The sequence below is a fragment of the Actinoplanes sp. NPDC049668 genome (assembly GCF_044465445.1).
Lineage (GTDB): Bacteria > Actinomycetota > Actinomycetes > Mycobacteriales > Micromonosporaceae > Actinoplanes.
Genome location: NZ_JBITLR010000004.1, coordinates 159,537 through 183,186, shown reverse-complemented (window position 1 = coordinate 183,186; position 23,650 = coordinate 159,537). Strand labels below are relative to the sequence as shown.

Annotated in this window: 18 protein-coding genes; 11 read left to right on the top strand and 7 right to left on the bottom strand. The window is 71.3% G+C overall.

The features are described from left to right. Positions 1-74 precede the first annotated feature (74 nt). Both ACIBSW_RS18210 and ACIBSW_RS18205 read right to left on the bottom strand, forming a co-directional pair. The gene (locus ACIBSW_RS18210; RefSeq protein WP_354723442.1) at positions 75-3,245 is read right to left on the bottom strand and encodes a ThuA domain-containing protein; all 3,171 of its coding nucleotides are present in this window, start codon (positions 3,243-3,245) and stop codon (positions 75-77) included. 18 nt (positions 3,246-3,263) lie between these two features. After that, positions 3,264-4,355: a sugar phosphate isomerase/epimerase gene (locus ACIBSW_RS18205; RefSeq protein WP_354723440.1), complete on the bottom strand. Its 1,092-nt coding sequence runs from the start codon at positions 4,353-4,355 to the stop codon at positions 3,264-3,266. 227 nt (positions 4,356-4,582) lie between these two features. On the opposite strand from ACIBSW_RS18205, the gene ACIBSW_RS18200 reads away from it, so the two are divergent. The 5 genes from ACIBSW_RS18200 (at position 4,583) to ACIBSW_RS18180 (ending at position 9,916) form a co-directional block, all read left to right on the top strand. Further along, on the top strand, positions 4,583-6,103 hold the full coding sequence (locus ACIBSW_RS18200; protein WP_354723438.1) for a glycosyltransferase family 39 protein: 1,521 nt from the start codon (positions 4,583-4,585) through the stop codon (positions 6,101-6,103). Between the two features lie 315 nt (positions 6,104-6,418). Then, on the top strand, positions 6,419-7,144 hold the full coding sequence (locus tag ACIBSW_RS18195) for an ATP-binding cassette domain-containing protein (protein WP_354723436.1): 726 nt from the start codon (positions 6,419-6,421) through the stop codon (positions 7,142-7,144). Continuing rightward, a complete protein-coding gene (locus ACIBSW_RS18190; protein WP_354723434.1) occupies positions 7,141-7,911 on the top strand; it encodes an ABC transporter permease in 771 nt (256 codons plus the stop codon). Before ACIBSW_RS18195 ends, ACIBSW_RS18190 begins: the two co-directional genes overlap by 4 nt. A gap of 17 nt (positions 7,912-7,928) precedes the next feature. Next, positions 7,929-9,257, top strand: coding sequence for a sensor domain-containing protein (locus ACIBSW_RS18185; RefSeq protein ID WP_354723432.1), 1,329 nt, complete (start codon positions 7,929-7,931; stop codon positions 9,255-9,257). Between the two features lie 14 nt (positions 9,258-9,271). After that, a complete protein-coding gene (locus tag ACIBSW_RS18180) occupies positions 9,272-9,916 on the top strand; it encodes a response regulator transcription factor (protein ID WP_354723430.1) in 645 nt (214 codons plus the stop codon). On the opposite strand, the gene ACIBSW_RS18175 is transcribed toward ACIBSW_RS18180, so the two are convergent. Further along, the gene (locus tag ACIBSW_RS18175) at positions 9,906-10,283 is read right to left on the bottom strand and encodes a tetratricopeptide repeat protein (RefSeq protein WP_354723428.1); all 378 of its coding nucleotides are present in this window, start codon (positions 10,281-10,283) and stop codon (positions 9,906-9,908) included. The two genes, ACIBSW_RS18180 and ACIBSW_RS18175, sit on opposite strands and share 11 nt — an antisense overlap. Before the next feature lie 894 nt (positions 10,284-11,177). Between ACIBSW_RS18175 and fxsT the strand changes: the two genes are divergently transcribed. Continuing rightward, positions 11,178-13,709, top strand: coding sequence for an FxSxx-COOH system tetratricopeptide repeat protein (fxsT, locus tag ACIBSW_RS18170; protein WP_354723426.1), 2,532 nt, complete (start codon positions 11,178-11,180; stop codon positions 13,707-13,709). Position 13,710: 1 nt separating this feature from the next. Here fxsT and ACIBSW_RS18165 read toward each other — a convergent pair whose 3' ends face one another. Beyond that, positions 13,711-14,154, bottom strand: coding sequence for an aKG-HExxH-type peptide beta-hydroxylase (locus tag ACIBSW_RS18165; protein WP_354723424.1), 444 nt, complete (start codon positions 14,152-14,154; stop codon positions 13,711-13,713). 420 nt (positions 14,155-14,574) lie between these two features. On the opposite strand from ACIBSW_RS18165, the gene ACIBSW_RS18160 reads away from it, so the two are divergent. Continuing rightward, positions 14,575-16,707 (top strand): CHAT domain-containing protein, encoded by a 2,133-nt coding sequence (locus tag ACIBSW_RS18160; RefSeq protein WP_354723422.1) that lies wholly within the window; start codon positions 14,575-14,577, stop codon positions 16,705-16,707. Then, on the top strand, positions 16,704-17,579 hold the full coding sequence (locus ACIBSW_RS18155) for an intradiol ring-cleavage dioxygenase (protein ID WP_354723420.1): 876 nt from the start codon (positions 16,704-16,706) through the stop codon (positions 17,577-17,579). The genes ACIBSW_RS18160 and ACIBSW_RS18155 overlap by 4 nt, the downstream gene beginning before the upstream one ends. 8 nt (positions 17,580-17,587) lie before the next feature. Here the strand turns inward: ACIBSW_RS18155 and ACIBSW_RS18150 are convergent, their stop codons facing one another. The 3 genes from ACIBSW_RS18150 to ACIBSW_RS18140 all read right to left on the bottom strand — a co-directional run bounded on the left by ACIBSW_RS18150 (position 17,588) and on the right by ACIBSW_RS18140 (position 20,935). Next, positions 17,588-18,154, bottom strand: a complete 567-nt coding sequence (locus tag ACIBSW_RS18150) for a Uma2 family endonuclease (protein WP_354723418.1) — start codon at positions 18,152-18,154, stop codon at positions 17,588-17,590. A 111-nt stretch (positions 18,155-18,265) separates the two neighbouring features. Next, positions 18,266-18,634, bottom strand: a complete 369-nt coding sequence (locus ACIBSW_RS18145) for a DUF1801 domain-containing protein (protein ID WP_354723416.1) — start codon at positions 18,632-18,634, stop codon at positions 18,266-18,268. Between the two features lie 90 nt (positions 18,635-18,724). Continuing rightward, a complete protein-coding gene (locus tag ACIBSW_RS18140; protein ID WP_354726056.1) occupies positions 18,725-20,935 on the bottom strand; it encodes a hypothetical protein in 2,211 nt (736 codons plus the stop codon). A 170-nt stretch (positions 20,936-21,105) separates the two neighbouring features. On the opposite strand from ACIBSW_RS18140, the gene ACIBSW_RS18135 reads away from it, so the two are divergent. The 3 genes from ACIBSW_RS18135 to ACIBSW_RS18125 all read left to right on the top strand — a co-directional run bounded on the left by ACIBSW_RS18135 (position 21,106) and on the right by ACIBSW_RS18125 (position 23,629). Next, a complete protein-coding gene (locus ACIBSW_RS18135; protein WP_354726054.1) occupies positions 21,106-21,561 on the top strand; it encodes a hypothetical protein in 456 nt (151 codons plus the stop codon). Between the two features lie 182 nt (positions 21,562-21,743). Next, a complete protein-coding gene (locus ACIBSW_RS18130; RefSeq protein ID WP_354726052.1) occupies positions 21,744-23,255 on the top strand; it encodes a glycoside hydrolase family 3 C-terminal domain-containing protein in 1,512 nt (503 codons plus the stop codon). Next, on the top strand, positions 23,204-23,629 hold the full coding sequence (locus tag ACIBSW_RS18125) for a fibronectin type III-like domain-contianing protein (protein ID WP_354726050.1): 426 nt from the start codon (positions 23,204-23,206) through the stop codon (positions 23,627-23,629). The genes ACIBSW_RS18130 and ACIBSW_RS18125 overlap by 52 nt, the downstream gene beginning before the upstream one ends. Positions 23,630-23,650: the final 21 nt, after the last annotated feature.

Here is a 23,650-nt window from a genome sequence, read left to right as displayed (position 1 = left end):
CCTACCCGGTACGGGTGACAATCGGCGGGGTGGACGGGCGGGGCCGGTTCGGCGGCCGGCCCCGCCCGCCGCTATCAGGGTGTTACGCCGAACTCGATCCAGTTCAGGTTGAACAGGTTGTTGGCGGGGCCACCGGCGATGGACCTGAAGACGAAGTAGAGCTCCTGCTCCCCGGCCGCCGCGCTGACCGGGAACGTCTGGCTGGACCAGTACGCGTTGCCGGCCGTGGCGAGCACCGGCAGCGTGGTCACCAGCTCGCCGGTCGGCGAGCCGAGCCGGACCTCGACGTTCGCCCGCGGCTGCCCGGCCGTCGCCGCGGTGCCACCCGCGGTACGCAGGGTCAGCGAGCCGACCCCGCCCAGGTCGATCGGCCGCAGCGCGATGTGGTCGCCGTTGTCCACGGCCGTCAGGTGCTCGCCGCCGTCGGCGTCGTTCGTGGTCGCGACCGCGACGGCCCGCTTCACCTGTGCGTTCTCCACCTGCTGCCGCCACGTCTGCACGGTGGCCTGCCCGGTCGCCGAGAGCCCGCCGAGGTCGGTGTAGGTGGCGCTGACGCCCAGGAACAGGTACCCGCCGGCGTGGTCGGCGCCGTCCTCGGGGCTGGGCAGCGTGCCCGCGCAGCCGGTCGTGGAGTTGATGCCGTGCCCGTGCTCGTCATGGCCGATGACCAGCGAGACCTGGACCCGGGAGCAGTCGACCGCGCCGTCCTCGGGGTCGGTGACCCGGACCGTGAAGCCGACGGTGTCGCCCCAGTCGAAGAACGACCCGTTGGCCGGGGTGACGACCTCGACCACCGGCGCGGTGTTGCCCACCGTGATCGTGCGGGTGGCCACCGCCGTGCGCCCGGTGCCGTCGGTGACGGTCAGCCGCGCGTTGTACGTGCCGTTCGAGGTGTAGGTGTACGACGGGTCGGCCGTCGTCGAGTCGACCGTGCCGTCCCCGGTGAAGTCCCAGGCCAGCGAGATCGTGTCGCCGGGGTCGGGATCGGCGGTACCGGCACTGGAGAACTGGACCGTCAGCGGCGCCGGCCCGGAGGTCGGTGTCGCCGAGGCCCGGGCCACCGGCGAGCGGCCGTCCTTGACGTAGCGCACGGTCGACAGCTGCGCCTCCGGGTTGGCGCGGAAGAACCCCTGGCCGTACTCGAGCACGTAGAGCTGGCCGTCCGGGCCGAACTCCATGTCCATCGGGTTGGCCCAGGTGAATCCGGTGAGCAGCGGCTCGATGGAGAGCAGCCGGTCCCGGCCGTCGGTGCGGAAGGCGAACAGCCGGTTGCGGGTGAACTCGCCGAAGACCACGGTGTCGTCGTAGTACTCCGGGAACCTCAGCTCGTTGCCGAGGCGGGCGTTGTAGTCGTACCGCGGGCCGCCCATCGGGCCGACGCCGCCGGTGCCGAGCACCGGCCAGTCGAAGCCGCACGGCACCGGCGGGTTCGCGAGGTACGCCGACGGGCACGGGGTCACCGCGTTGAAGGTGTACGCGAGCTGCGGGTCGCGCACCGCCGGCAGCTCGCGCAGCCCGGTGTTGCGCGGCGACTCGTTGACCGGCGCCACGCAGTCGAACGGCGCACCGGACGCACGGGTCACGAAGTCGAAGTCGAGGTACGGAAGCTCCGGTGAGTAGCAGTACGGCCAGCCGTAGTTGCCGGGCTTGTCGGTGGCGATCCACCGGCCGGTGCCCTCGGGACCACGGGTCGCGCTGGGCACCCGCGAGTCGGGCGAGTAGTCGCCGACGTACACGTATCCGCTCCTGCTCACGTCGAAGCGGAACGGGTTGCGCAGGCCCATCAGGAAGATCTCGGGCCGGGTCAGGGGTTCGCCGGGCCGGAAGAGGTTGCCGGACGGGACGGAGTAGGACCCGTCGCCGCGTACCTTGATGCGCAGCACCTTGCCGCGCAGGTCGTTGGTGTTTGCCGCGGAGCGCTGCGCGTCGTAGGCCGGCCCCTGCGTCGGCGACTCGTTGATCGGGGTGAAGCCGTCGGAACCGCCGGCGTTGGTGTCGTCGCCGGTGACCAGGTACAGCAGGCCCTTGCCGTCGAACTTGACCTCGCCGCCGACGTGGCAGCAGTTGCCCCGGTCCACCGGCACCCGCAGGATCTGCTGCTCGGTGCTCAGGTCCAGGTGCGGCGCCGGCGTCTCGACGAGCTTGACCCGGGAGAGCTGGTTGTATCCCTTGAACTTGTCCCAGACGGTGGGGTCGGTGCTGGTCACCGGCGCGTCGCCCTCGTTGACCGCCGGCGTGGCCGGATCGTCGACCGGCGTGTTCAGCCTGGGCGCGTAGTAGAGGTAGACCCACCTGTTGCGGGCGAAGCCCGGGTCGATGGTCACCGACTGCAGACCGTCCTCGTCGTGCGCGTAGACGCCGATCTCGGCGATGACCGGGCTCAGCCCGGTCGCGGGGTCGTAGAGCCGCACCTCGCCGGCGCGGGTGTTGTGCAGCACCCGCCCGTCGGGCAGCACGGCGAGCGTCATGGGTTCGCCCGGCTCGTCGTTGAGCGTGACCTTCTCGTAGTTGCTCTGCACTCCTGCGCCGCAGTCGCCGGCGACCTGTCCGGACGCCCATTGGATGCCGCCCAGCAGGTGCTTCTTGAAAGATCCGTTCGCGTACGTGTCGGTCGAGTGCCCGAGGCCGGTGTACCAGGACCGGCCGCCCTGGAAGTCCTTGCACCAGGAGAGCGGCCGGTCGGTGGTGGCCAGCACGTGCGAGACGCCGCGCACGTCGGTGTCGAACGTGTACCACTGCTCGGTGAGGCTCGTCGTGCGCGGCACCGATGCCGTCGAGGGGTGCACCCGGTCGGTCATGGTCACGGTGCCGGCGACGACCGCGGACGCGCCGGTCGCGGCGGCGCCGAGCAGGCCGCGGTAGAAGCTCCAGCCCGGCTCGGTCTCGGCCGCGGCGTGCACGCCGACGAAACCGCCGCCCCCTTGCACGTACGCCTCGAACGCGGCCTGTTCGGCGTCGTCGAGGACCTCGCCGGTGGTGTTGAGGAAGACGACCGCGCCGTACCGGGCCAGGTTGGCCGCGGTGAAGGACGCCGAGTCGGCGCTGACCCTGACGCCGAAGCCGTGCCGGCGGCCGAGGTCGCGGATCGTGCGGACGCCCTTGTCGATGGAGTCGTGGCGCTCGCCGGCGGTCTCGGTGAACACCAGCACGTCGTGGTGTTCGTGACCCGGGTGCGCGTATGCCGTGTTTTCCGTACTTATCAGGATGAGGGCGGTCGCGAAGACGGCCAGCAATCGTCGGTGCATTGTTCTCTCCCGCCTCTCTCAGCGGCGGTAGATGGTCAGCTCGGACAGGTTCCGGTAGCTCAGCTCGGCGAGGCTCAGGGACTGGCCCGGGTTCGCCGCGCCGCCCGGAGCGGTGTCCTGCTCCCAGTTGGCGTGGTGGTAGTTCTGCGCGCCGATCTCCTCGAAGAACTGCTGGAAGTTGAGGTCGCCCTCGCCGAGCGGCGTCATCACGTACCCGTTGGCCTGCGTGGCGGCCCGGTCGCCGTCCTTGGCGTGGAACAGCGGGAACCGTTCGGTGCGCGGTACCACCGTGAGGATCGGGTCGAACAGGTCGGTCCGGGTGTTGCCCCACTGGTCCACGTAGGTCTGGTGCTTGAAGCGCGCCACATAGGACCAGTAGATGTCCATCTCGAAGAAGACATATCGCGGGTCGGCCTTGGTGAAGAAGTACTCCAGCTTGCGGGTGCCGGTCGACCGGGTGGGCTTGCCGCCGGCATCGAGCGGGCCGGCGTCGAGCAGGAACCCGTACGCGGCGTCGTGGTTGTGGGTGTAGAGCTTGAGGCCCCGCTTGCGGGCCGTGCGGCCCAGCTCGTTCCACAGGTCCGCCGCGGCGTCCCAGTCCGGCCGGTACGCGCTGCCGGTCGGATCCGAGCCGGTGCCGATGTGCCGCATGCCCAGCGTCTCGGCGATGTCGAGCTGCTGCTCGAAGGTCGCCGCGTTGATCTGGGTGTGCGTACCGTTGGCGACCAGCCCGTTGTCGTCGAGGATCTTCCGGATCTCGGCGGGCGTGATCTGCCGGCCCAGGATAGAGGTGTGCTGGTTGTAGCCGGCGAACTCGATCTCCTTGTAGCCGATCTCGGCGAGCCGGGCGAGCACCCGCTCGAAGCCGTAGGGCACGCCGGAGTCGTCCGGCGCCGCGTTGATCCGGTCGCGGACGCTGAACAGGATGATGCCCCGGTTCCGGGCGGGTACCAGCGGTTCGGCGCGCAGCCGGCCGTGGCTGATCGCCGGGGAACCGGTCTGCAGTACCGGGAAGCCGGCGGCGCCCAGCGCCGCGGCGGCGCCGGCCGACGCGGCGAGCAGGCGGCGGCGGGTGAGTGCGTTCGTGGTCGTTCGTTGCGGCTCGGGCATGACTTCTCCACCTTCCAACGGCGGCCCACGGTGGGTCGCTGCCGGGTTACGTCCATAGGGAAAAGTGGCCGGCGTTGCCGAAGCGCCGGCGCGTGAGGGCGCCGATTCACGCGTGTTACGACTTGATGACACACCGTATCGCTGGCGCCGAACGAAAGATAGTCCACATCAGAATTAACTTTCCTCAGCAAAGACAAAAGTCCACGAATCGCTGTTACAGTGCCCCCGTGAGCAGCGGCAGTCCGCAGTGGACCGGCGAGACTGCCCGCCCGCCGGTCGCCTGGCTGCCGCTCGGCGCCGTCGCCGTGGCCACCGCCGCGCTACTGGTGATCTTCAGCGGCCGGTACGGCTACCACCGCGACGAGCTCTACTACCTCGTGGCCGGCCGGCACCTCGCCTGGGGCTACGACGATCAGCCGCCGCTGGTGCCCGCGCTGGCCCGGCTGACCGACGTCCTGTCGGGCGGCTCGCTGGTCGCCCTGCGGCTGCCGACCGCGCTGGCCGTGGCCGCCACCGTGCTGCTGGTCGGGCTGCTCGCCCGGGAGTTGGGCGGCGACCGGTGGGCGCAACTGCTCGCCGCCACCCTCTGGGCGACCTCGGGCGTCGTCCTGGTCTCCGGCCACCTGCTGAGCACCACCCCGTTCGACCTGCTGTTCTGGGCGGCGATCGCGCTGCTGGTGACCCGCTGGGTGCGCACCCGCGACGACCGGCTGCTGCTGGCCCTCGGGCCGGTGGTCGGGCTGGGGCTGCTCGCCAAGAACCTGCCGGTGCTGTTCGTCGCGGCCCTGGCCGGCGCGATCCTGATCGCCGGCCCGCGCGAGCTGCTGCGCCGGCCGGCGCTGTGGATCGCCGCCGCGGTCGCCGCCGCGATCTGGGCGCCGAACCTCTGGTGGCAGGCGACGCACGACTGGCCGCAGCTCACGATGGCCGGCTTCATCCGGGAGGACGCGAACTTCGGCGGGCGGATCGGGATCCTCCCGGCCCAGTTTCTGATCATGAGTCCGCCGCTCGCACTCGTCTGGGTACCCGGCCTGTGGCGGCTGCTGCGCAACCCGCAGGCCCGGCCGTACCGCTTCCTTGGCCTGACCTTCCTGCTGGTGCTCGGCCTGGTGCTGGTGACCGGCGGCCGGGAGTACTACCCGGCCGGCGCGTACCCGGCGCTGATGGCGGCCGGGTCGATCGCCGCGGTCGGCTGGGTGCGGCGGGCCGCCTTCGGGTTGCGCCGGGCGCTGCTGGTCACCCTGGTCGCCGTCAACGCCGTGACGACCGTCGCGATCGCGCTGCCCGTCTACCCGGTCCGCTGGTTCCCGGACACCGTCCAGGCGGCGCTCAACGACGACGCCGCGGAGACCATCGGCTGGCCGGAGTTGGTCGACACGGTCGCCGGTGTCTACTCGTCGCTGCCCGCATCCGAGCGGGCGACGACGGTGATCGTCACGGAGAACTACGGCGAGGCCGGCGCGATCGACAGGTACGGGCCGGCGTTCGAGCTGCCGGCGCCGTACAGCGGGCATCTGAACTTCTGGCGGTGGGGGCCGCCGCCGGACACCGCCACCGGCCCGGCGATCTTCGTCGGCGGCTGGACCGCCGAGTCGCTGGCACCGTACTGCGGGTCGGCGACCGTCGCGGCCCGGGTCGACAACTTCTACGGCGTCGACAACGAGGAGCAGGGGACGCCGATCTGGATCTGCCGCGACCTCCGGGCGCCGTGGTCCCAGCTGTGGGGTCGGTTGCGCCGATTCGGCTGACACCCGGGTCTTGCGAGCACGGACCTGGCAGGGTGGGGGTGGCCGCTCATGAGCCGCCAGGCGATTGGCCGCCCCCGCCCGGTCTCGGCGTGAGCGACGGTCAGCACCATGCAACCAGGCACGACATGGTCCTGCCTTTGGTCTTGTCCTTGATCACGGTTTGCGCGCCACGCCACACTTCAGAATCTCGTCCGGGCGGCGCAGGCGACCACGATGCTCGTCGATCCGCCGTGCGAGGGGCGGTGGAAAACCCCCAGGCGGAGCCGGATGGTTTCCGGCTTACGACGGCCGGCGGCGCTGCCTAGCGTCTTTCGTGTGATCGAACTACGTGAGCTGACCAAACGCTACGGCGGCCGGGTCGCCGTCGACGGGCTGAGCGTCCGGGTACAGCCGGGTGCGGTGACCGGCTTCCTGGGCCCGAACGGATCCGGCAAGTCGACGACGATGCGGATGATCCTGGGCCTGGACGCACCGGACCACGGCGAGGCACTGATCGGCGGCGTCCCGTACCGGGAGCTGGCCTGGCCGTTGCGGACGGTCGGCATGCTGCTGGACGCCGGGGCGTTCCATCCGGGCCGCAGCGCCCGCGCGCACCTGGCCGCGCTGGCCGCGAGCAACGACCTCCCCGGTTCCCGGGTCGAGCGGGTGCTGCGCACCGTCGGCCTGTCCGGCGCGGCGACGCGGCGCGCCGGCACGTACTCGCTCGGCATGCGCCAGCGGCTCGGCGTCGCCGTCGCGCTGCTCGGCGACCCCGGCGTGCTCCTGCTCGACGAGCCGGTCAACGGGCTCGACCCGGAGGGCATCCGCTGGCTCCGGGACCTGCTGCGCGGGCTCGCCGCCGAGGGCCGGACGGTCTTCGTGTCCAGCCACCTGATCGCCGAAATGGCCCTGACCGCCGACCGGCTGGTGGTCATCGGCCGCGGGCGGCTGCTGGCCGAGACCACCGTCGCCGAGCTCTCCGCCGGCGCCGACAGCCTGGAGGACGCGTTCCTCCGGCTCACCTCGCCCGAGACCGACTATCGCGGAATGGAGGCGTCATGAACCGGTACGGATTCCGGCAGGCGGCCCGGATGGAGCGGATCAAGCTGACCAGCGTCCGGTCGACCTGGTGGCTGGCGATCGCGGCGGTGGCCTCGATGGCCGCGGTCGGCGCCGGGGTCGGGCTCGGCTACCGGTCGCACACCCCGGTCGCCACCGCCGCCCAGATCCTGAACAACAGCCTCGGCGGCGCCGTCCTGGCCCAGCTGCTCCTCGGCGCGCTCGGCGTCCTGACGGTGACCGGCGAGTACGGCACCGGGATGATCCGCTCGACGTTCGCCGCGGTGCCCCGGCGCCGGACCGTCCTGCTCGCGAAGGCCGCCGTGTGCGGCGGCGCGGCACTCGCCGTCGGCCTGATCGCGAGCCTCGCCGGCTACCTGGGCGGGCAGCTCGCGATCCGCGGCACCGCCATCCCGGCCGCACACCTCGGCGACCCGGCGATCCTGCGCGCGGTCGTGCTGACCGGCGGGTACCTGGCCGCCACCGCACTGATCGGGGTCGGCATCGGGACGATGGTGCGGCACTCGGGCGCCGCGATCGGCACGCTGTTCGCGCTGATGTTCGTCCCGATGATCGTGGTCGGCCTGTTCGGCGAGAGCGGAATCCAGGTCGGCCGCTTCCTCCCGCTGTTGATGCTGCTCAACTCGGTCGCGGTGACCTCGCCGATACCCGGGCTGTTCCCCGGCTGGATCAGCGTGCTGCTGATGTGTGGGTACGCGGCGGCAGTGATCCTCTGCGGCGGCGTGCTGCTGCGCCACCGCGACGCATGACCAGCGAGAATGGGCCGATGACGACCGCGCTGCGCGCACCGTTCACCATGCCGGCCCTGCGCCAGGCGGTGTTCTGCGTCGCCGGCGTGGTCGTCGCGGCCGCGATCCTGGCCGTGCCCGCGCTCGTGCCGGCGCTCGGCGTCCTGATGCTCTGGGTCACCGGGACGCTGTCCCGCCAGCCCGCGCCGGCCGTCGCGCCGCTGTTCCTGGTCCTGTTCCCGCTCACCGTCGCGCTCCTGGTCGTGCTGGCCACCCCGTTCGGGCGCGCGCTGGGAGCCGCGCAGCGCCGCCTCGCGGACCGGCTTCTCGGCGTACGCGTCGACGCCCCACCGCCCCGGCCGTCGCGGCGGATCGGCGCCGTGGTCTCCGACGGGCCGGGCTGGCGCGCCCTCGGGTACGGCCTGCTCAAGGTGCCGCTGGCGATCCCCGAGGGTTACGGCGCGTTCTGCTGGGTGTTCGGCCTGGTCAACCTCACCTACCCGGTGTGGTGGCCGCTGTTCCGCAACCACCCGCCCGGCACCCGCCTCGGGCCGGTGCGGGCGCTGACCCCGTTCGGCACCATCGAGGCGCGGACGTTCGCCGGCACGTTCCTCATCGCCGCGGCCGGCCTCGCCATGCTGCTGGTCGCGCCGTGGCTGATGCGGGCCGGCGCGGCCCTGGACGTCGCCGCGATGCGCCGGCTGCTCGGCCCGCGCCGGCTCGCCGAGCGGGTACGCGAACTGCAGATCGCCCGGGCCCGCGCGATCGACGACGCCGCGACGATGATGCGCCGGCTGGAACGGGACCTGCACGACGGCGCGCAGATCCGGCTGGCCACCCTGGCGATGAACCTCGGCATGGCGATCGAGAAGCTCGGCGCCGACGGCCCGCCGCCCGACCTCCCGCAGGCCCGCGAGCTGGTCGCCCTGGCACACCGCGGCGCGAAGGACGCCCTCGCCGACCTGCGCGACCTGGTCCGCGGCATCCACCCGCCGGTCCTGGACAACGGCATCGGCGACGCCCTGGCAACCCTCGCGACGACCAGCGCCGTCCCGGTCGCGGTCCGCGTCGACCTGCCCGACCGCCCGGCGCCGGCAATCGAGACCATCGCCTACTTCTGCGCCGCCGAACTGCTCACGAACGCGGCCAAGCACAGCCGGGCGACCCGGGTCGCCCTCGGCGTCGCCCGATCCGGCGAGCGCCTGATCCTGACCGCCGAGGACGACGGCGCCGGCGGCGCGGACCCGGACGGCCCCGGCCTGTCCGGCCTGGCCCGCCGCATCGCCGTCGTGGCCGGCCGGATGCGCGTGCACAGCCCGCCCGGCGGCCCCACCCGGATCGAGATCGAACTGCCGACGCACGCGTGAACGGAGGCGAAACAATGCGGGTGGTGATCGCGGAGGACGCCGCGATGATGCGCGAGGGCCTGGTCCGCCTGCTCACCGACCGCGGCTTCGAGGTGTGCGCGGCCGTCGCCGACGCGGAGACGTTGCGCTCCGCGGTCGCCGCCGCCGAGCCGGACGTGGCCATCATCGACATCCGGATGCCGCCGACACACACCGACGAGGGCCTGCGCGCCGCGATCGACATCCGCCGCGACCATCCCGGCGTCGGCGTGCTGGTGTTCTCCCAGTACGTGGAGACCCGCTACGCGACCCGCCTGCTCGCCGACCGGCCGACCGGAGTCGGATACCTGCTCAAGGACCGCGTCGCGGACGTCGCGGACTTCGTGGACGCGCTGACCCGGGTGGCGTCCGGCGGCACCGCGCTGGATCCGGAGGTGGTCGGCCACCTGATGCGGGCCGGTCGGGACACGGCCGGGGTGGCGTCGCTGACCCCGCGGGAGCGCGAGGTGCTCTCCCTGATGGCCGAGGGCCGTTCCAACGCCGGCATCGCGGCGGCGCTGGTCATCACCCCCGGCGTCGTGGAGAAGCACGTGGCGAACATCTTCGCGAAGCTCGGCCTACCGGCCTCGGACAACGACAACCGCCGCGTCCTGGCCGTCCTGCGCCACGTCAGCGGCTGACCCGCCGGGGCACCCGGTCGGTCATCAGGACGCCCCAGGTCAGCAGCGCCAGGGTCTCGGCCTCGTCGTGATCGCGAGCCGGGGCATTTCCGGGCAGCGGTGCCCGGTCCCGCGGCGCGCCACGGGCGATGGCCCGCATCCGGTACGCGACCGGATCGTCCGGATTCAGGGAAATGGACCGGTCGGCAGCGCTCACCGCTTCCCGCGATTGCCCCAGGCCGATGAGCGCGCCCGCCAGCCGGTGCCAAGCCAGGGCATCGTCGGGATGCTCGCCGAGATGCCGGTCGAGCAGGACCCGGCCGCGCGAATACTGCCCGGCCAAAACGAGCTCCCCGGCCTGGGCCACGAGGTCTTCGATGATCTCCACAGGCGCACAATAATGATCGACACTGCTCGCACAACACCCGGTTCCCACGTCGCGGCGATCTGTCCATCATGGACACAAGTGCACCTGAGCCGGCGCCACGTGCGTTCCCGTTCGCATCAGTGTCGCGTTGACGACACACTAACCGGTGGTAATCCGCAGCCTGGAACGCCTTCGCGCCGACAAGTGGCGCCGGGTGGCGAGTGCGGTGGTAAGCCATACGGGTTACCGGAATGCCGACGTCCGGCCGGAGGCGACGCTCGAGGAGAAGGCGGTGGCCGCCATGCTCGCACTCAGAAAAGGCTGCCACCAAACACTTTGCGCGACAGGCCTACCGTTTTGTCAGGGTTTATGGGTATCCTGGGATCAGGCTTGAAGCAAGGCGAGGAGATCTGTGCGAGGTCGTTACATCGATCGTCGACGCTGACTTGAGCGCATCGGCCAGTCCCGGCCAGATCTCATCGCAGGGTGTAGCGCAACTGCCGCTACGTGTCGCAGAGTTAAGGCAAGCGGCGCGGCAGAAAAAGTCCGAAGGTCCTGGAGGGACGCGCCGTCACAGATTTGACGATCTTGTGGGACGGTACTGGCCGGCAACCCGGGAATGCCGCGTCGTGACCACATCTTCGAGATACAGCACATCATCGAGTGCGAGCCGGCCCGCAACGTAGGCCGGCCGCTACCTCACGCTGGGCGGACCCAACCTGGACGCCTCCCGACGCCTGGGCCGGGCCATCTGTTAGCCCGTCCTCGCAAAAACTCCAAAACGTCGTCCGACGGGCTTCGCCCGGTTTCCACATGGAGTCCGCCATGTCTGAGACATTGCTTTCCAAAGGTTTCCCGAACGCCATTGATAGCGGGTCATCGATGCCATTTCCCGGCCACGATTTGGAAGGAAACATGCTGGCCACCACCGAACACTTGCGGACGGTCCCCCGCGGGCTGCCGGCCATCGTGGGTAACGTGCCGCTGCGGAATCCCAACTTCACCGGCCGGAATGAGCTGCTCGACGCGCTGCACCAGCGGTTGCGCGCGGGCACCACGGCGGTGCTGCCCGAGGCCGTGCACGGCGCGGGCGGCGTGGGGAAGTCTCAGCTGGTCATCGAGTACGTCTACCTGCACCAGCAGGACTTCGACCTGATCTGGTGGATCCCGGCGGAGCGGCCCGCCCAGATCCAGTCCGCATTCGCCGAGCTCGCCGAGCGTTTGAACCTCCAGGTGCCATCCACGGCGAACACCGCCGTGCCGGCCGTCATCGAGGCGCTGCGCGTCGGTCGCCGGTACGCCAATTGGCTGTTGGTCTTCGACAACGCCGAGAACCCCGACGACGTCGAACGCTTCTTCCCTCAGGGTGGGCCCGGCAGCATCGTGGTCACCTCGCGGAACCCGAACTGGGCACGGGAGGCGAGCACCTTGCCGGTGGACGTCTTCGAGCGGCAGGAGAGCATCGCGCTGATGCGCCGCCGCGACACGGCGCTGACCGTGGAGGACGCGGACCGGCTCGCCGACGTGCTCGGTGACCTGCCGCTGGCCATCGAGGCGGCGGCGGCGTGGCGCACCGACATGAGGACGACCGCCGCCGACTATCTGGTCCGGCTCGAGGAGAGCCGGCGCGAGCTGGACGAGGAGACCTCGGCCGCCGAGGTCGCCTACCCGGCGCCGGTCGCCGCGGTCTGGAACGTCTCACTGAGCGGCCTGCGCGATCGCGATCCCTCGGCGCTGCGGCTCCTACAGCTCTGTGCGTTCTTCGCGCCCGAGCCGATCGGCAAGGTCCTGCTCTCCAAGCCGCGCGGACTGGAGATCGACCCGGACCTCGACCCGCTGGTGCGTAACGCCGCCCGGCGAGATCAGGCGATCAAGACCATCAGCAAGCTGGCGCTGGCGCGGTTCGACCACCGCACGGGTTCGATCCACATGCACCGCCTGGTTCAGCTGGTGTTGATCAACCAGATGGACCCGGACACCCGCGAGGCCGTGCGGCACAGCGCCCACCTATTCCTCGTCGGCAACGACCCGGACCAGCCCGCGGAGCCCGAGCACTGGACCCGCTACGCGGAGCTGTACCCGCACATCATCGCCTCCAAGGCCGAAAGTTGTTTGGATGACCTCGTCCGGGACATGATCACCAACGAGGTCGAGTATCTGTGGCGGTGGGGTGACCACGTCGAGGCCCGCAACCTCGCCGAGCGCGCCTACACGGTGTGGCGCGAACAGGCCTCCGAGACCGATCTCAGGACCCTGCTGCTGGCATTCTGGCTCGGCTATCTAAATTTCGTGGTCGGCGACTACGCCGCGGCGGCCGGCCTGAACGCCCGCACCTACGAGATCTACCGCCAGGTGCTCGGCGAAGACGCGGAGGAGACCCTGCGCGCGGCGGGAGCCGTCGCCTCCGACTTCCGGGTGGCCGGTGACTTCGCGACCGCACTGGACCGCTCGCTGAAGGTGCACGAGCAGACGGCCGCGACCATGGGCGACGAGTCGCCGTTCACGCTGAGGGCGGCGCACAACCTCGCGGTGAGCATGCGGCTCTCCGGGCTGTACGGCCGCGCCCTCCAGCTCGACCGGCAGACATACGTCCGCTGGGTGCAGACCTACGGCACCGACCACACGGAGAGCCTCAACACCAACGGCGGCATCAACCTGGACCGCCGCGAGCTCGGTGACTACGCGCAGGCACACGCCGACCAGGAGAACGTCGTGGCCACCGCGCGCCAGGTGCTGAAGTACGAGGACCATCCTGATCTGCTGCGCCAGAGCCACCATCTGGCCGGCTTCCGCCGCAAGGCGGGCCGGCACGTGGAAGCCCTCGAACTGTCGAGCGACGTGCTGCGCCGCTACCGGAACCGCTACGGCGCGGACCATCCGGACTCGGTGCTCGCCCTGCTGACCGTCTCGATCGACCAGCGGGTGACGGGCGATCTGGCGGCGGCACGAGAGTCCGGCGAGAAGGCGATCGAAGGCCTGACCGCGCTCTACGGCGACGCCCACCCGCACACCGCCGGCGCGAAGTCGGACCTGGCTGTCACCCTGCGGCTGCTCGGCGAGCACGACCAGGCCCGAACGCTGGACGAGCAGGCGCTGGAGACCCTGGTCGGGCGCCTGTCGCCGTCGCACCCGCTGGTCCTGTCCGCCCGCATCAACCTGGCGAGCGACCACTTCGAGATGGGCGCGTACGACGACGCCGCGCGGCTGGACACCGAGAGCTTCGAGTTGTGCGCGAAGACCCTCGGCTCGGGCCACCCGACGACGCTGGCGTGCGGCGTCAATCTCGCGATGGACCTCCGAGGGTTGGACCGGGTCTCCGAGGCGAGCACGCTCTTCAAGCGGATGATGGAAGGGCTCCGGGCCACGCTGGGCGAGGGACATCCGGCCACCAAGGCGGCCTGCGCGGGGGCCCGGGCCAACTGCGACATCGACCCCCTGCCGCTCTAGGTCAGGTCACACGCCAGCCCTCGGGTCGCGGCGTGCCCAGGGCGTCCTGCGGCAGTTGGCGGCCGAGCCACTCGGCCGCGGCGACCGGGTCGGCGCCAGCCCGGGCCGTGGCCAGCAGCGGTTCGGTCCGGCCGAGCAGGGCGCGCCGGGCCGGATCGTCCGCACGGCCCAGGGTCAGGCCGAGGCCAGGTAGGCCGACCTGGCCTCGAGGTCCCGCCACGGACCAAGTCGACGTCGGCCGTGGTCCCAGCACGCCGGCGGTGCCGAGTGTCTGCCGGTGCCACAGCGCGAACTCGAACTGGGTGAGGGCGCCGGAACGCTCCCGGTGCACGCGCCAGAAGTCGGTGACGCCCGCGAACGCGTACAGCCCCTGCAGGAGCCCGCTGAGCGGTCCCGGGTCGTCTCGCCACCCGACGTAGTATCGGCGCCCGTGCGCGTCCTCCACGAGGGGGCCAGCAGGTGCAGCAGCGCGCTGAGCCTGAAATGTTGTCACTCGTGGACGAGCGCGGCGGCTGGCTCGGTGACATCGTCCCGGTTCGGACAGCAGAATGCCGCCGAACGGCGCCACTCGCTGGTCAGCATGTCCCTCCAGCGATCGATCCCGGGCGCGCTCTGCGGCCGAGGCGGCGCAGGGCCGACGAGATCGCGGTAGACGTCGCGGGCTGGGCCCACCGAGCCCGGACGGCCGGTGCGGGCGGGGTGGCCGTCTGGCCCTTTCCGGGGTCGCCGAGAGGCTGACACCGCTGATCTGCCCCGCGACCCGGGCTACAGTGGCCAGCGCTTGCATTGTCGTAGTGGCGACCACATGGTTGCCGAACGCCGCCGACCCCATACTGTCGGGCATCGAGTGGAGCAGGTGCGGCGGATGAGTGTCTTCGAGTTGAGCGTCGACCGTGCGGCCGGGTCCGGGTCGTACGGCGTACAGGTGGTGCGCTCGCCGGCGGGCGAGGCCGCGGCGGAGTTCGATGTGGACGTCGAGGCGATGCTCGCGCAGCGCGGGCCGATCCAGGCCGCGTTGCTGGCGTCGTCGGCGGCGACCCGCGGCCGGTTGACGCTGGTGGAGAAGCCGGTGCGGGATCTGGGCACGGACCTTTTCGCGGCGCTGTTCTCCTCGCCCGGCGTGGCCGGACGCTACCAGGCCAGCCTGGCCATGGCCCGCGACCGCGGCGAGGCGCTGCGGGTGGTGTTGCGGGTCAACGCGCCGGAGCTGGCGGCGCTGCCGTGGGAGGCGATGTTCGACGCCGAGGCCGGCGGATACCTGTGCCGCAGCGAGCCGCTGGTCCGGCGGGTGCCGGTGCCCGGCGCGCTGACGCCCCTGTCGGTGCACGCGCCGTTGCGGATCCTGGGCATCGTCTCGGCGCCGCGCGGGCTCGTCGCCCTCGACGTCGACCGGGAGCGTGAGCAGCTCGAGTCCGCGCTGCGTACGCCGATCGGCGCCGGCACGGTGGAGCTCCGCTGGGCACCGGCCGCGACCTGGGAGACCATTCAGGAGCTGCTGCTCACCGAGCAGTGGCACGTCGTGCACTTCATCGGGCACGGCGACTTCGACGTCGACGACGCCGAGGGCGTCCTCGCCCTGGTCGGGCACGACGGGCGGGTGAACCACGTCTCGGCCGGCAGCTTCGCCGACCTGCTGCGCGAGGCCCGGCCGACGCCCCGGCTGGTCGTGCTGAACTCGTGCGCTTCGGCCACGTCCGGCGTACACGATCTGTTCTCCGGCACCGCGGCCAGCCTGGTGCGCAGCGGGATCCGGGCGGTGGCGGCCATGCAGTTCTCCGTCACCGACCGCGCGGCGATCGCGTTCTCCCGCGCGTTCTACATCGCCCTCGCGCACGGGCGCGGCGTCGACGAGGCCGTGCACAGCGGCCGGGTCGGCATCCTCGGCACCGGCGGGCACACCCTCGAATGGGTCACCCCCGTCCTGTACCTACGGGGCGACAACGCCCACCTGTTCTCCGTCACCACTCCCACTCCCGCAGCCACGCCGGAGCCCGATCCCGCTCCCATCCCCGCCCCGCCTGCGGCCCGGGAGGAACCGGTTCACACAGATCCCCCGTCGTTGGTCTGCCTGAGAACCATCGAGGTGGCGACCGCCGGCTGGTGGAAGCGGAACCTTGTGCTCGCCGGCGGGTCGGTGCCGTTCAGCCCGGACGGGCGCCTGCTCGCCAGCGCATACGGCGACAAGACCCTGCAGCTGTGGGACCCGGCCACCGGACAGCGCGTCGGCCATCCCCTCACCGGGCACACCGCCCGGGTGTGGCCGGCGGCGTTCAGCCCCGACGGGCGCCTGCTCGCCAGCGGCAGCGACGACAAGACCATCCGGCTCTGGGACCCGGCCACCGGACAGCCCGCCGGCGAGCCCTTCAGCGGGCATACCGACTGGGTGCGATCGGTGGCCTTCAGCCCCGACGGGCGCCTGCTCGCCAGCGCCAGCGACGACAAGACCATCCGGCTCTGGGACCCGGCCACCGGCCGGCCCGTCGGCCAGCCCCTCAAGGGACACTCGGGCCGGGTGTGGCCGGCGGCGTTCAGCCCCGACGGGCGCCTGCTCGCCAGCGCCGGCGCGGACCGGACCGTACGGCTGTGGGACCCGGCCAACGGACAACCCATCGGCCAGCCCTTCAGCGGACATACCGACTGGGTGCGATCGATAGCCTTCAGCCCCGACGGGCGCCTGCTCGCCAGCGCCAGCGACGACATGACGATCCGGCTGTGGGACCCGGCCAACGGCCAGCCCGTCGGCGAGCCGCTCACCGGACACACCGGCTGGGTGTGGGCGGTGGCGTTCAGCCCCGACGGGCGCCTGCTCGTCAGTGCCGGCGACGACAAGACCATCCGGCTGTGGGACCCGACCACCGGCCGATCCGCCGGCCAGCCGCTGATCGACCACCTCCACCAGGTCCGGTCGTTGGCGTTCAGCCCCGACGGACGCCTGCTCGCCAGCCTCGACGTCGCCAACACGGTGAGAATCTGGGGCGAGACCAAGGAACCGCGATGAGCAACGAGCAGCAGGACCGCGAACAGCGGCTCGTCGAACGCGTGGTCGCGTCCTTCGACGGCACGCCAGATCCGCGGCTCAGAGAGCTGATGCAGGCGCTCACCCGGCACCTGCACGCGTTCGTCCGCGAGGTCCGGCTCACCGAGACCGAATGGCGGCAGGCGATCGCGTTCCTGACCGCGACCGGACACCTCACCGACGACCGCCGCCAGGAGTTCATCCTGCTCTCCGACGTGCTCGGCGCCTCCATGCAGACCGTGACGGTCAACAACCAGGCCTACCGCAACGCCACCGAGGCGACCGTGCTCGGCCCGTTCTTCGTCGAGGACTCCCCCGCCGTCGCCCTCGGCGGCGACATCGCCGGCGGCGCGCCCGGACGACCGTGCTGGGTCGAGGGCAGGGTCACCGACACCGACGGCAAGCCCGTGCCGAACGCGCGGATCGAGGTCTGGCAGGCCGACGACGACGGCCGCTACGACGTCCAGTACGCCGACGGGCGCACCGCCGCCCGCGGACACCTGCACACCGACGCCGACGGCGGCTACCGGTTCTGGGCGATCGCGCCGACGCCGTACCCGATCCCGCACGACGGCCCGGTCGGCCGGCTGCTCGCGGCCACCGACCGCTCGCCGATGCGGGCCTCCCACCTGCACTTCATGGTCGCGGCCGAGGGTTTGCGCACTCTGGTCACGCATATCTTCGTACGCGGTGACGAGCTGCTCGACGCCGACAGCGTCTTCGGCGTCCGCGACTCCCTGATCAAGGACTTCGAGCCACAGCCGTCCGGCACACCGGCACCGGACGGCCGCGACCTCGGCGACCGCGCCTGGACCCGGGTCCGGTTCGACATCGTCCTCGCACCCGCTTCCTGACTACCTGGTCAGATCTGACCCAGGTCGATCTCCATGGAGAAGGGCGCGGCCAGTTTCACGGCGCCGGTGAAGATCTCGGTGTCGCGGTAGCGGCCGGTCGCCGGATCGAGAACGTACGTGTAGACGAGAGGTACGCCCGTGGCGGCCTGCTCGACACGCCAGTAGAACTGGATGCCGGCCCTCGCATACTGATCGGCCTTGACGATCCGGTCGGTCGTCTCCGATCCGGGAGAGACCACCTCGACAACAAGAAGTACGTGCTCGGGTCGCGTCGGAGTGACGTCGATGGTTTCCGCCCGGTACACCGTCACGTCAGGACGGCGGTTGTTCAGCGGCACATCCTGAAGCCGGACATCGAAGTCGGTGTCGGCGTTCCATTCCGGCCCAGCGGCGGCGTCCAAGGCGTTCGCCAGCAGCCTGGCCAGGCGGTTGTGCCGCTTGGACGCGCTCGGACTCACAACGACCATCCCGTCCACGATCTCGATGCCCGCGCACTGCTCTTCGGTCCAGGCCGCGTACTGCTCGGCCGTGACCGGCTCATGCATCCAGGCCGGCGCGACCATCTCAACGGTCATGCACACCTCCCCGGAATGTGATCGGCCACGAACTCAAGATACCGCGGCTCCGGCGACATGCAGCCTCTCATACGCGTGCGCCGATTGTCGCAAATGTGCATCCAGTACGGGCTAGCCGCGGCGGGGGTGCTCGAGGGCGGTGTCGATCTCGGCTTGGCGGCGGGTCACGAGTGCTTCGAAGGCCGCGTCGGGCAGGTGGCGCTCGTCGGTGAATCTGATGCCGCCCTTGGTGGAGTCGAAGCCGTCGAGCTCGGCCACCACGGCGGCGACGACGTCGGCGCTGAACGGGAAGACCGAGTAGCCCTGCTTCGTCGACACGACGCTGATCAGCGGCCGGCCGCGGTACCGCAGCGCCGCCATCCCGTAGCCCTTGCCCTCCTCGGCCTCCGGCACGACGGCCATCGCGCGCACCCGGTACCGCTCGAGCAACGAGCGGGCGGGCTCGTCCCGGCCGGCGATGTAGTCGGTCACCTCACCCATGCCGACATCGTGACACCCGCGGCACCGGATCGGCCCGCACGACACAGCGGCGGCACCGGGAACGATGCCGCCGCTGCGCGTACCGGTGCTCTAGCTGACGAAGGTGCGCCGCCGCCGGCGGCGTCCCCACCAGGCCAGGGCCGCGCCGGCGACGATCAGGGCGAGCGCGACGGAGAGCAGCGCGGGCACCGGAACGCTGTCGCCGGTGATCGGCAGGCCGCCGCCCTCGCCGCCGTCGCCGCCGTCGGCCGGGGGTGTCCCGGCGTCGCCGGTCGTCGGCTTGGCCTTGGTGTTGCCGCCGAGCAGCAGCAGCTCGTCGCTCTCGGCGTCGTCGGTCATCGTCTGCACCGACGTCTTCGTGCCGCGCGGCAGGTACTGGTGCTTCTCGGTGAACTTCTGCTTCGACACGTTCTCCTTGGGCGACTTGGAGAAGTCGACGCCACCCATCGTGTAGACGTAGACCTGCCCGCCGGCCTCCCACTCGAACGTGTAGTCGCCGTCGCGGAACGACTTGAGGTACCGCTGCCAGGTCTCGTTGAAGTCCCACTTCTCGCCGCGGATCGGCCACTTCGACGCGTCGTCGCTGTTGATGATCTTGCGGTAGTCGGTGGCCTTCTTCGTGTCCTGCAGCCGGATCCACTCGGCCGCCACCCGGGAGGTGTACACGCGGCGCAGGTCGGCGTACGCGGGGTCTTCGGCGATCTTCTTCTCGACCGCCGGGACGATCAGCTTCTCGACAACCTTCTGGTTGTGCTCGATCTGCGCCTTGGTCGCCTCGCACGCCTCGCCCGGCAGGTCGAAGTCGAACTCCTGCGGCACCGAGTTGACCTTGAGCGGGGCGTCCAGGATGTAGATGCCGCCGTCCTGCTCACGCACCTGCGCGGGCTTGGGCTCGATCCAGTTGCGGATGCCGTGCAGGCAGGGCAGCCCGTTCTTGAGCTGGTTCTCGTCCCAGAAACGCTTGCCGAGGTCGGTCTTCGGGTTCATGAACGCGGCGAAGTCGTGCTTCATCTGCAGGTCAGCCTCGAGCAGCACCCGGCCGGCGTCGGTCTTGCCGAACTTGGCGTCCATCACCCGCTGCGGCTCGTCCGGGTTGAGGTTCACCCAGAACTTCTCCGGGGTGAGTGCCAGCCAGGTGAAGAACGAGTCGGAGATCAGCTGGGCCTTGTCCTGGCCGCCGAAGCCGGGCTTGGTGTCCGGGTCGGGCATCTTCTCGGCGGTGAACGAGTAGTCCAGGCCCTCGCCCTTGACCGGGGCGCCGACGAAACGCAGCTCGAGGGTGGAGAAGTCGACGCCGCCGGGGCCACGCAGGCGCTGGCCGGTCGGGTCGCCCTGCCGGATCCGCTCGATCTGCTGGCGCATGCTCTCCGGGGTCGGCTTCGACTGGTTGAGCATGTCGTTGAGGCCGCCGCGCGAGCCGGAGTTCGCCTGCGGGTTCGGGTTCAGCGTCGGGTCGAACTTGGTGTGCGGGCCGGGGGTGAACCGCACGACCGGGGTGGAGCGGTGCTGGTAGACGGTGACCCGGGACCTGCCGTCCGGGTGCGATCCGGCCTCGGCGCGGAGCTCGCCCAGCTTGACGTTGGTGCGGGCCTCGGGCTCCTGGCCGTAGACGTAACGCAGCGAGTAGTCCTTGAACCGGGTGTCCTTGAGCACCTGACGGTCGTTCGGCAGCTGGCCGTCGACGATCCCGCCACCCGACTTGATCTCGACGAACTCCTTGGTCCGCTGGTTGACCGCGTCGTACCGGCGGATGACCTTGCCGTCCGCGTCCTTGACCTGGACCTCGCAGAGCCAGTCGGGGCCGACCAGGTTCAGGTCCTGCACGACCTTGCGGTGGAAGGCCTCGCCGCGCGTACGGCGGGCGGCGTTGTCGATGTACGCGTCGTTGAGCCAGTCCTGGAACGTGCCCTTGTAGGGGTTCGAGCCGGTCTGCCGGTTGTTGAAGCTGGCGTAGACCCTGCGCGGGTCGCCCTCTTTCCACCTCTTCGAGTCGGTGCCGGCCTCCTCGATGTCGTCGGCCGTCGGCGCCGCCAGCCCGTCCATCGACTGCCGCTGGTTCACGTAGTCGTAGGTGTCCCACGCCGACTTGACCCGGCTGGCGTCACCGCCCGGCAGCGTGCCCGGCTTCGACGGGTTGCCGGTCAGCTTGAACTTCTCGTCGCAGCGCTTGCCGGTCAGCGCGGCCGGCGCCGCCGCCGAGGCGACGGGCAGGGCGCCGGCGGTCAGCAGCACGGCGCAGACGGCCGCGACCAGGCCGCGGAACAGCAGGTGCGTTCGGAGCCGGACTCTGGGGTAGCTCATGTGGATCCCCGTCCGGGGAGGAAACGCCGGGTACCTCCCCGTTTGTAGTCGTCTGGTCCCCCGGCGCCGTGTGGCACCATATGGAACGGAACGGTATCGGCGCAGCCCGATACAGCACGATCGACCGATATAGATATCTTTTCGTTACCTAGGCAGAGCGGAGGCCCGGCATGGGCGACTGGGCCGACAACCCGCGGCTGAACGACTGGTTGGCGATCCAGCAGGCGGCCTTCCCGGCCTGGTCCCGGGAGACCGGGCAGGAGTGGGACTTCACCGTGGACTCCCTGGACCGCCTGGAGCGGCTGCTGCGCGAGCGTTTCGCCGGCCGCGACGACCTGGTCGCGGCCGAGGAGGCCGAGCAGCCCGCGGTCATGGTGCCCGGCTGGTACCTCGGCGAGGTGCTCAACCGCAACTACGGCACCGCGTGGCACCGCAGCCCGGTCGAGCCGACCCACCCCCATCAGCCGAAGACCCCGTTCGTCCAGCTGCCGGAGGACCCCGCGGCGGAGTACGAGGACGAGGAGGACCGCCCGCCGGTCTGCAACCCGTTCACCGAGTTCCGCGGCCTGTTCGTCCGCGGACCCGGCGAGCGCCTGCGGTACGCCGTGGACCGGTACGAGCGGTAGGCCGACGGGTCGCGGCCATTGGTGCATTCCGTGCGTCGCGGACGAGGACTGCGCCACCATGCCGTGGATGAACCGGCACGCCTCGCCCGGGCAGCGCGCCCGCGCCCTGCTCGCCGCCTCGTCGGACGATCCAGTACACCGACGCGCCGTCGGCCATCGCGGGCGCGGGAGCGGGCGTCACCGTGTACCCGGCGAACGTGTCGCTGTCGTCGTCCTGGGACACCTCGCTCGCGTACGACAAGGGTGTCGCGATGGGTCACGAGGCGTGGCGCAAGCAGCGCAACGTGCTGCTGGGGCCGGGCATCGCCTCCGGCCGGGACCCGCGCAGCGGGCGGACCTCCGAGTACCTCGGCGAGGACCCGGTGCTGTCCGGCCTGATGGCCGGCGCGTACAGCCGCGGCGTCGGCGCCAACGGCCTCGAGCCGGTGCAGTCCCAGCTCAAGCACTTCGTCGCCAACGAGCAGGAGACCGACCGCGCCAACAGCTCCTCCAACGTGGACGCCCGGACGCTGCGGGAGATCTACACCCTGCCGTACGAGATCGCCATCGACCGTGGCGACGTCGGCTCGGTCATGTGCTCGTTCAACCAGGTCGACCACGACTGGGCCTGCGGCAGCGAGCAGCTGCTGGCCCGGATCCTCAAGCGGGAGATCGGCTTCGACGGCTGGGTGGTCACCGACTTCGGCGCCCGGCACTACCTGAGCGCCGATCCTCCCTCGCTGCGGGCCGGCCTGGACCAGGAGCTGAACGCGTGGCGGTACTGGACGCCGATGGCGATCAAGGAGCTGATCGGGCAGGGCCGCCTGCGCGTGAGCGACGTGGACGAGGCCGCGTACCGGATCGTGCGCGCGCACCTCGCCGCCGGGCTTTTCGACGTGCCGCGGATCGCCGCCCCGGACGCCGACGTCTCCACCCCGACCAGCGAGGCGCTGGCACGCCGGCTGGCCGAGCGGGGCTCCGTGCTGCTGAAGAACACCGGCGTGCTGCCGCTGTCCGGCGCCGGCCGGACGATCGCGGTGATCGGGCCGACCGCGGCGAACACGCCGGCGACCGGCGACGTCGACGCGTCCAGCGTCTGCCTGCACACCGCGCCGAGCGTGCCCTGCACCGCGGTGGCGCCGCTGGACAGCATCACCGCGCGCGCCGCCGCCGACGGCGGCACCGTGACCTACGCCGACGGCAGCGACCCGGCCGCCGCGGCGGCCACCGCGGCCGCCGCCGACGTGGCGGTCGTCTTCGGCCACTACCGGGAGGGCGAGTTCGCCGACCGGCCGAACATCTCCCTCGACGGCGACGGCGACGCCCTGATCGGCGCGGTGGCCGCGGCCAACCCCGCGACGGTGGTCGTGCTGCAGACCGGCGGCCCGGTCGTCATGCCGTGGATCGACAAGGTCCCGGCGGTCCTGGAGCTCTGGTACGCCGGCGAGCAGGCCGGACCGGCCGTCGCGGCGCTGCTGTGGGGCGACACGGCGCCCACCGGCAGGCTCACGCACACCTTCCCCCGCGCCGAGGCCGACCTGCCGACGGCCGGCGACCCCGAGCGGTACCCGGGCACGTTCTCCGACGGGTCGATCGTCCGGCCGCCCGGCAGCGACGAGCCGCGCCAGGTCGAGTACAAGGAGGGGCTGCGGGTCGGCTACCGGTGGTACGCGGCCAGGACATCGAGCCGCTGTTCCCGTTCGGTCACGGCCTGACCTACACCACCTTCCGGTACGACCGGCTGCGCGTCGCGCCGTCGGCCACCAGGGGCGGCGACCTGCGGTTCCGCTTCCGGCTGACCAACACCGGGCGGCGGACCGGCACGGAGACCGCGCAGGCGTACGTCGAGCTGCCCCGCGCGGCAGGCGAGCCGTCGAAGCGGCTGCTCGCCTGGCGCAACGTCACGCTGCGCCCGGGGCAGTCGCGCACCGTCGACATCGTCGTCACCGCGGCGGACCTGGCCGACCTGCACCTGCTGCAGTACTGGAACGTCCGGACCGGCCGCTGGACCACCGCCGAGGGCACCTACCGCATCACGGTCGGCGCCTCCTTCGACACCTCACTGACCGGCCGGTTCACTCTCCACTGACCGGCGCCGCCGTTGCTCAAC

What these genes read in the sequence shown, in the direction of transcription:
- ACIBSW_RS18185 (WP_354723432.1), top strand. Translation starts at nt 7,929, where the DNA reads ATGACGACCGCGCTGCGCGCACCGTTCACCATGCCGGCCCTGCGCCAG.
- ACIBSW_RS18160 (WP_354723422.1), top strand. Translation starts at nt 14,575, where the DNA reads ATGAGTGTCTTCGAGTTGAGCGTCGACCGTGCGGCCGGGTCCGGGTCG.
- fxsT (WP_354723426.1), top strand. Translation starts at nt 11,178, where the DNA reads ATGCTGGCCACCACCGAACACTTGCGGACGGTCCCCCGCGGGCTGCCG.
- ACIBSW_RS18205 (WP_354723440.1), bottom strand. Translation starts at nt 4,355, where the DNA reads ATGCCCGAGCCGCAACGAACGACCACGAACGCACTCACCCGCCGCCGC.
- ACIBSW_RS18140 (WP_354726056.1), bottom strand. Translation starts at nt 20,935, where the DNA reads ATGAGCTACCCCAGAGTCCGGCTCCGAACGCACCTGCTGTTCCGCGGC.
- ACIBSW_RS18135 (WP_354726054.1), top strand. Translation starts at nt 21,106, where the DNA reads ATGGGCGACTGGGCCGACAACCCGCGGCTGAACGACTGGTTGGCGATC.
- ACIBSW_RS18155 (WP_354723420.1), top strand. Translation starts at nt 16,704, where the DNA reads ATGAGCAACGAGCAGCAGGACCGCGAACAGCGGCTCGTCGAACGCGTG.
- ACIBSW_RS18150 (WP_354723418.1), bottom strand. Translation starts at nt 18,154, where the DNA reads ATGACCGTTGAGATGGTCGCGCCGGCCTGGATGCATGAGCCGGTCACG.
- ACIBSW_RS18190 (WP_354723434.1), top strand. Translation starts at nt 7,141, where the DNA reads ATGAACCGGTACGGATTCCGGCAGGCGGCCCGGATGGAGCGGATCAAG.
- ACIBSW_RS18180 (WP_354723430.1), top strand. Translation starts at nt 9,272, where the DNA reads ATGCGGGTGGTGATCGCGGAGGACGCCGCGATGATGCGCGAGGGCCTG.
- ACIBSW_RS18210 (WP_354723442.1), bottom strand. Translation starts at nt 3,245, where the DNA reads ATGCACCGACGATTGCTGGCCGTCTTCGCGACCGCCCTCATCCTGATA.
- ACIBSW_RS18145 (WP_354723416.1), bottom strand. Translation starts at nt 18,634, where the DNA reads ATGGGTGAGGTGACCGACTACATCGCCGGCCGGGACGAGCCCGCCCGC.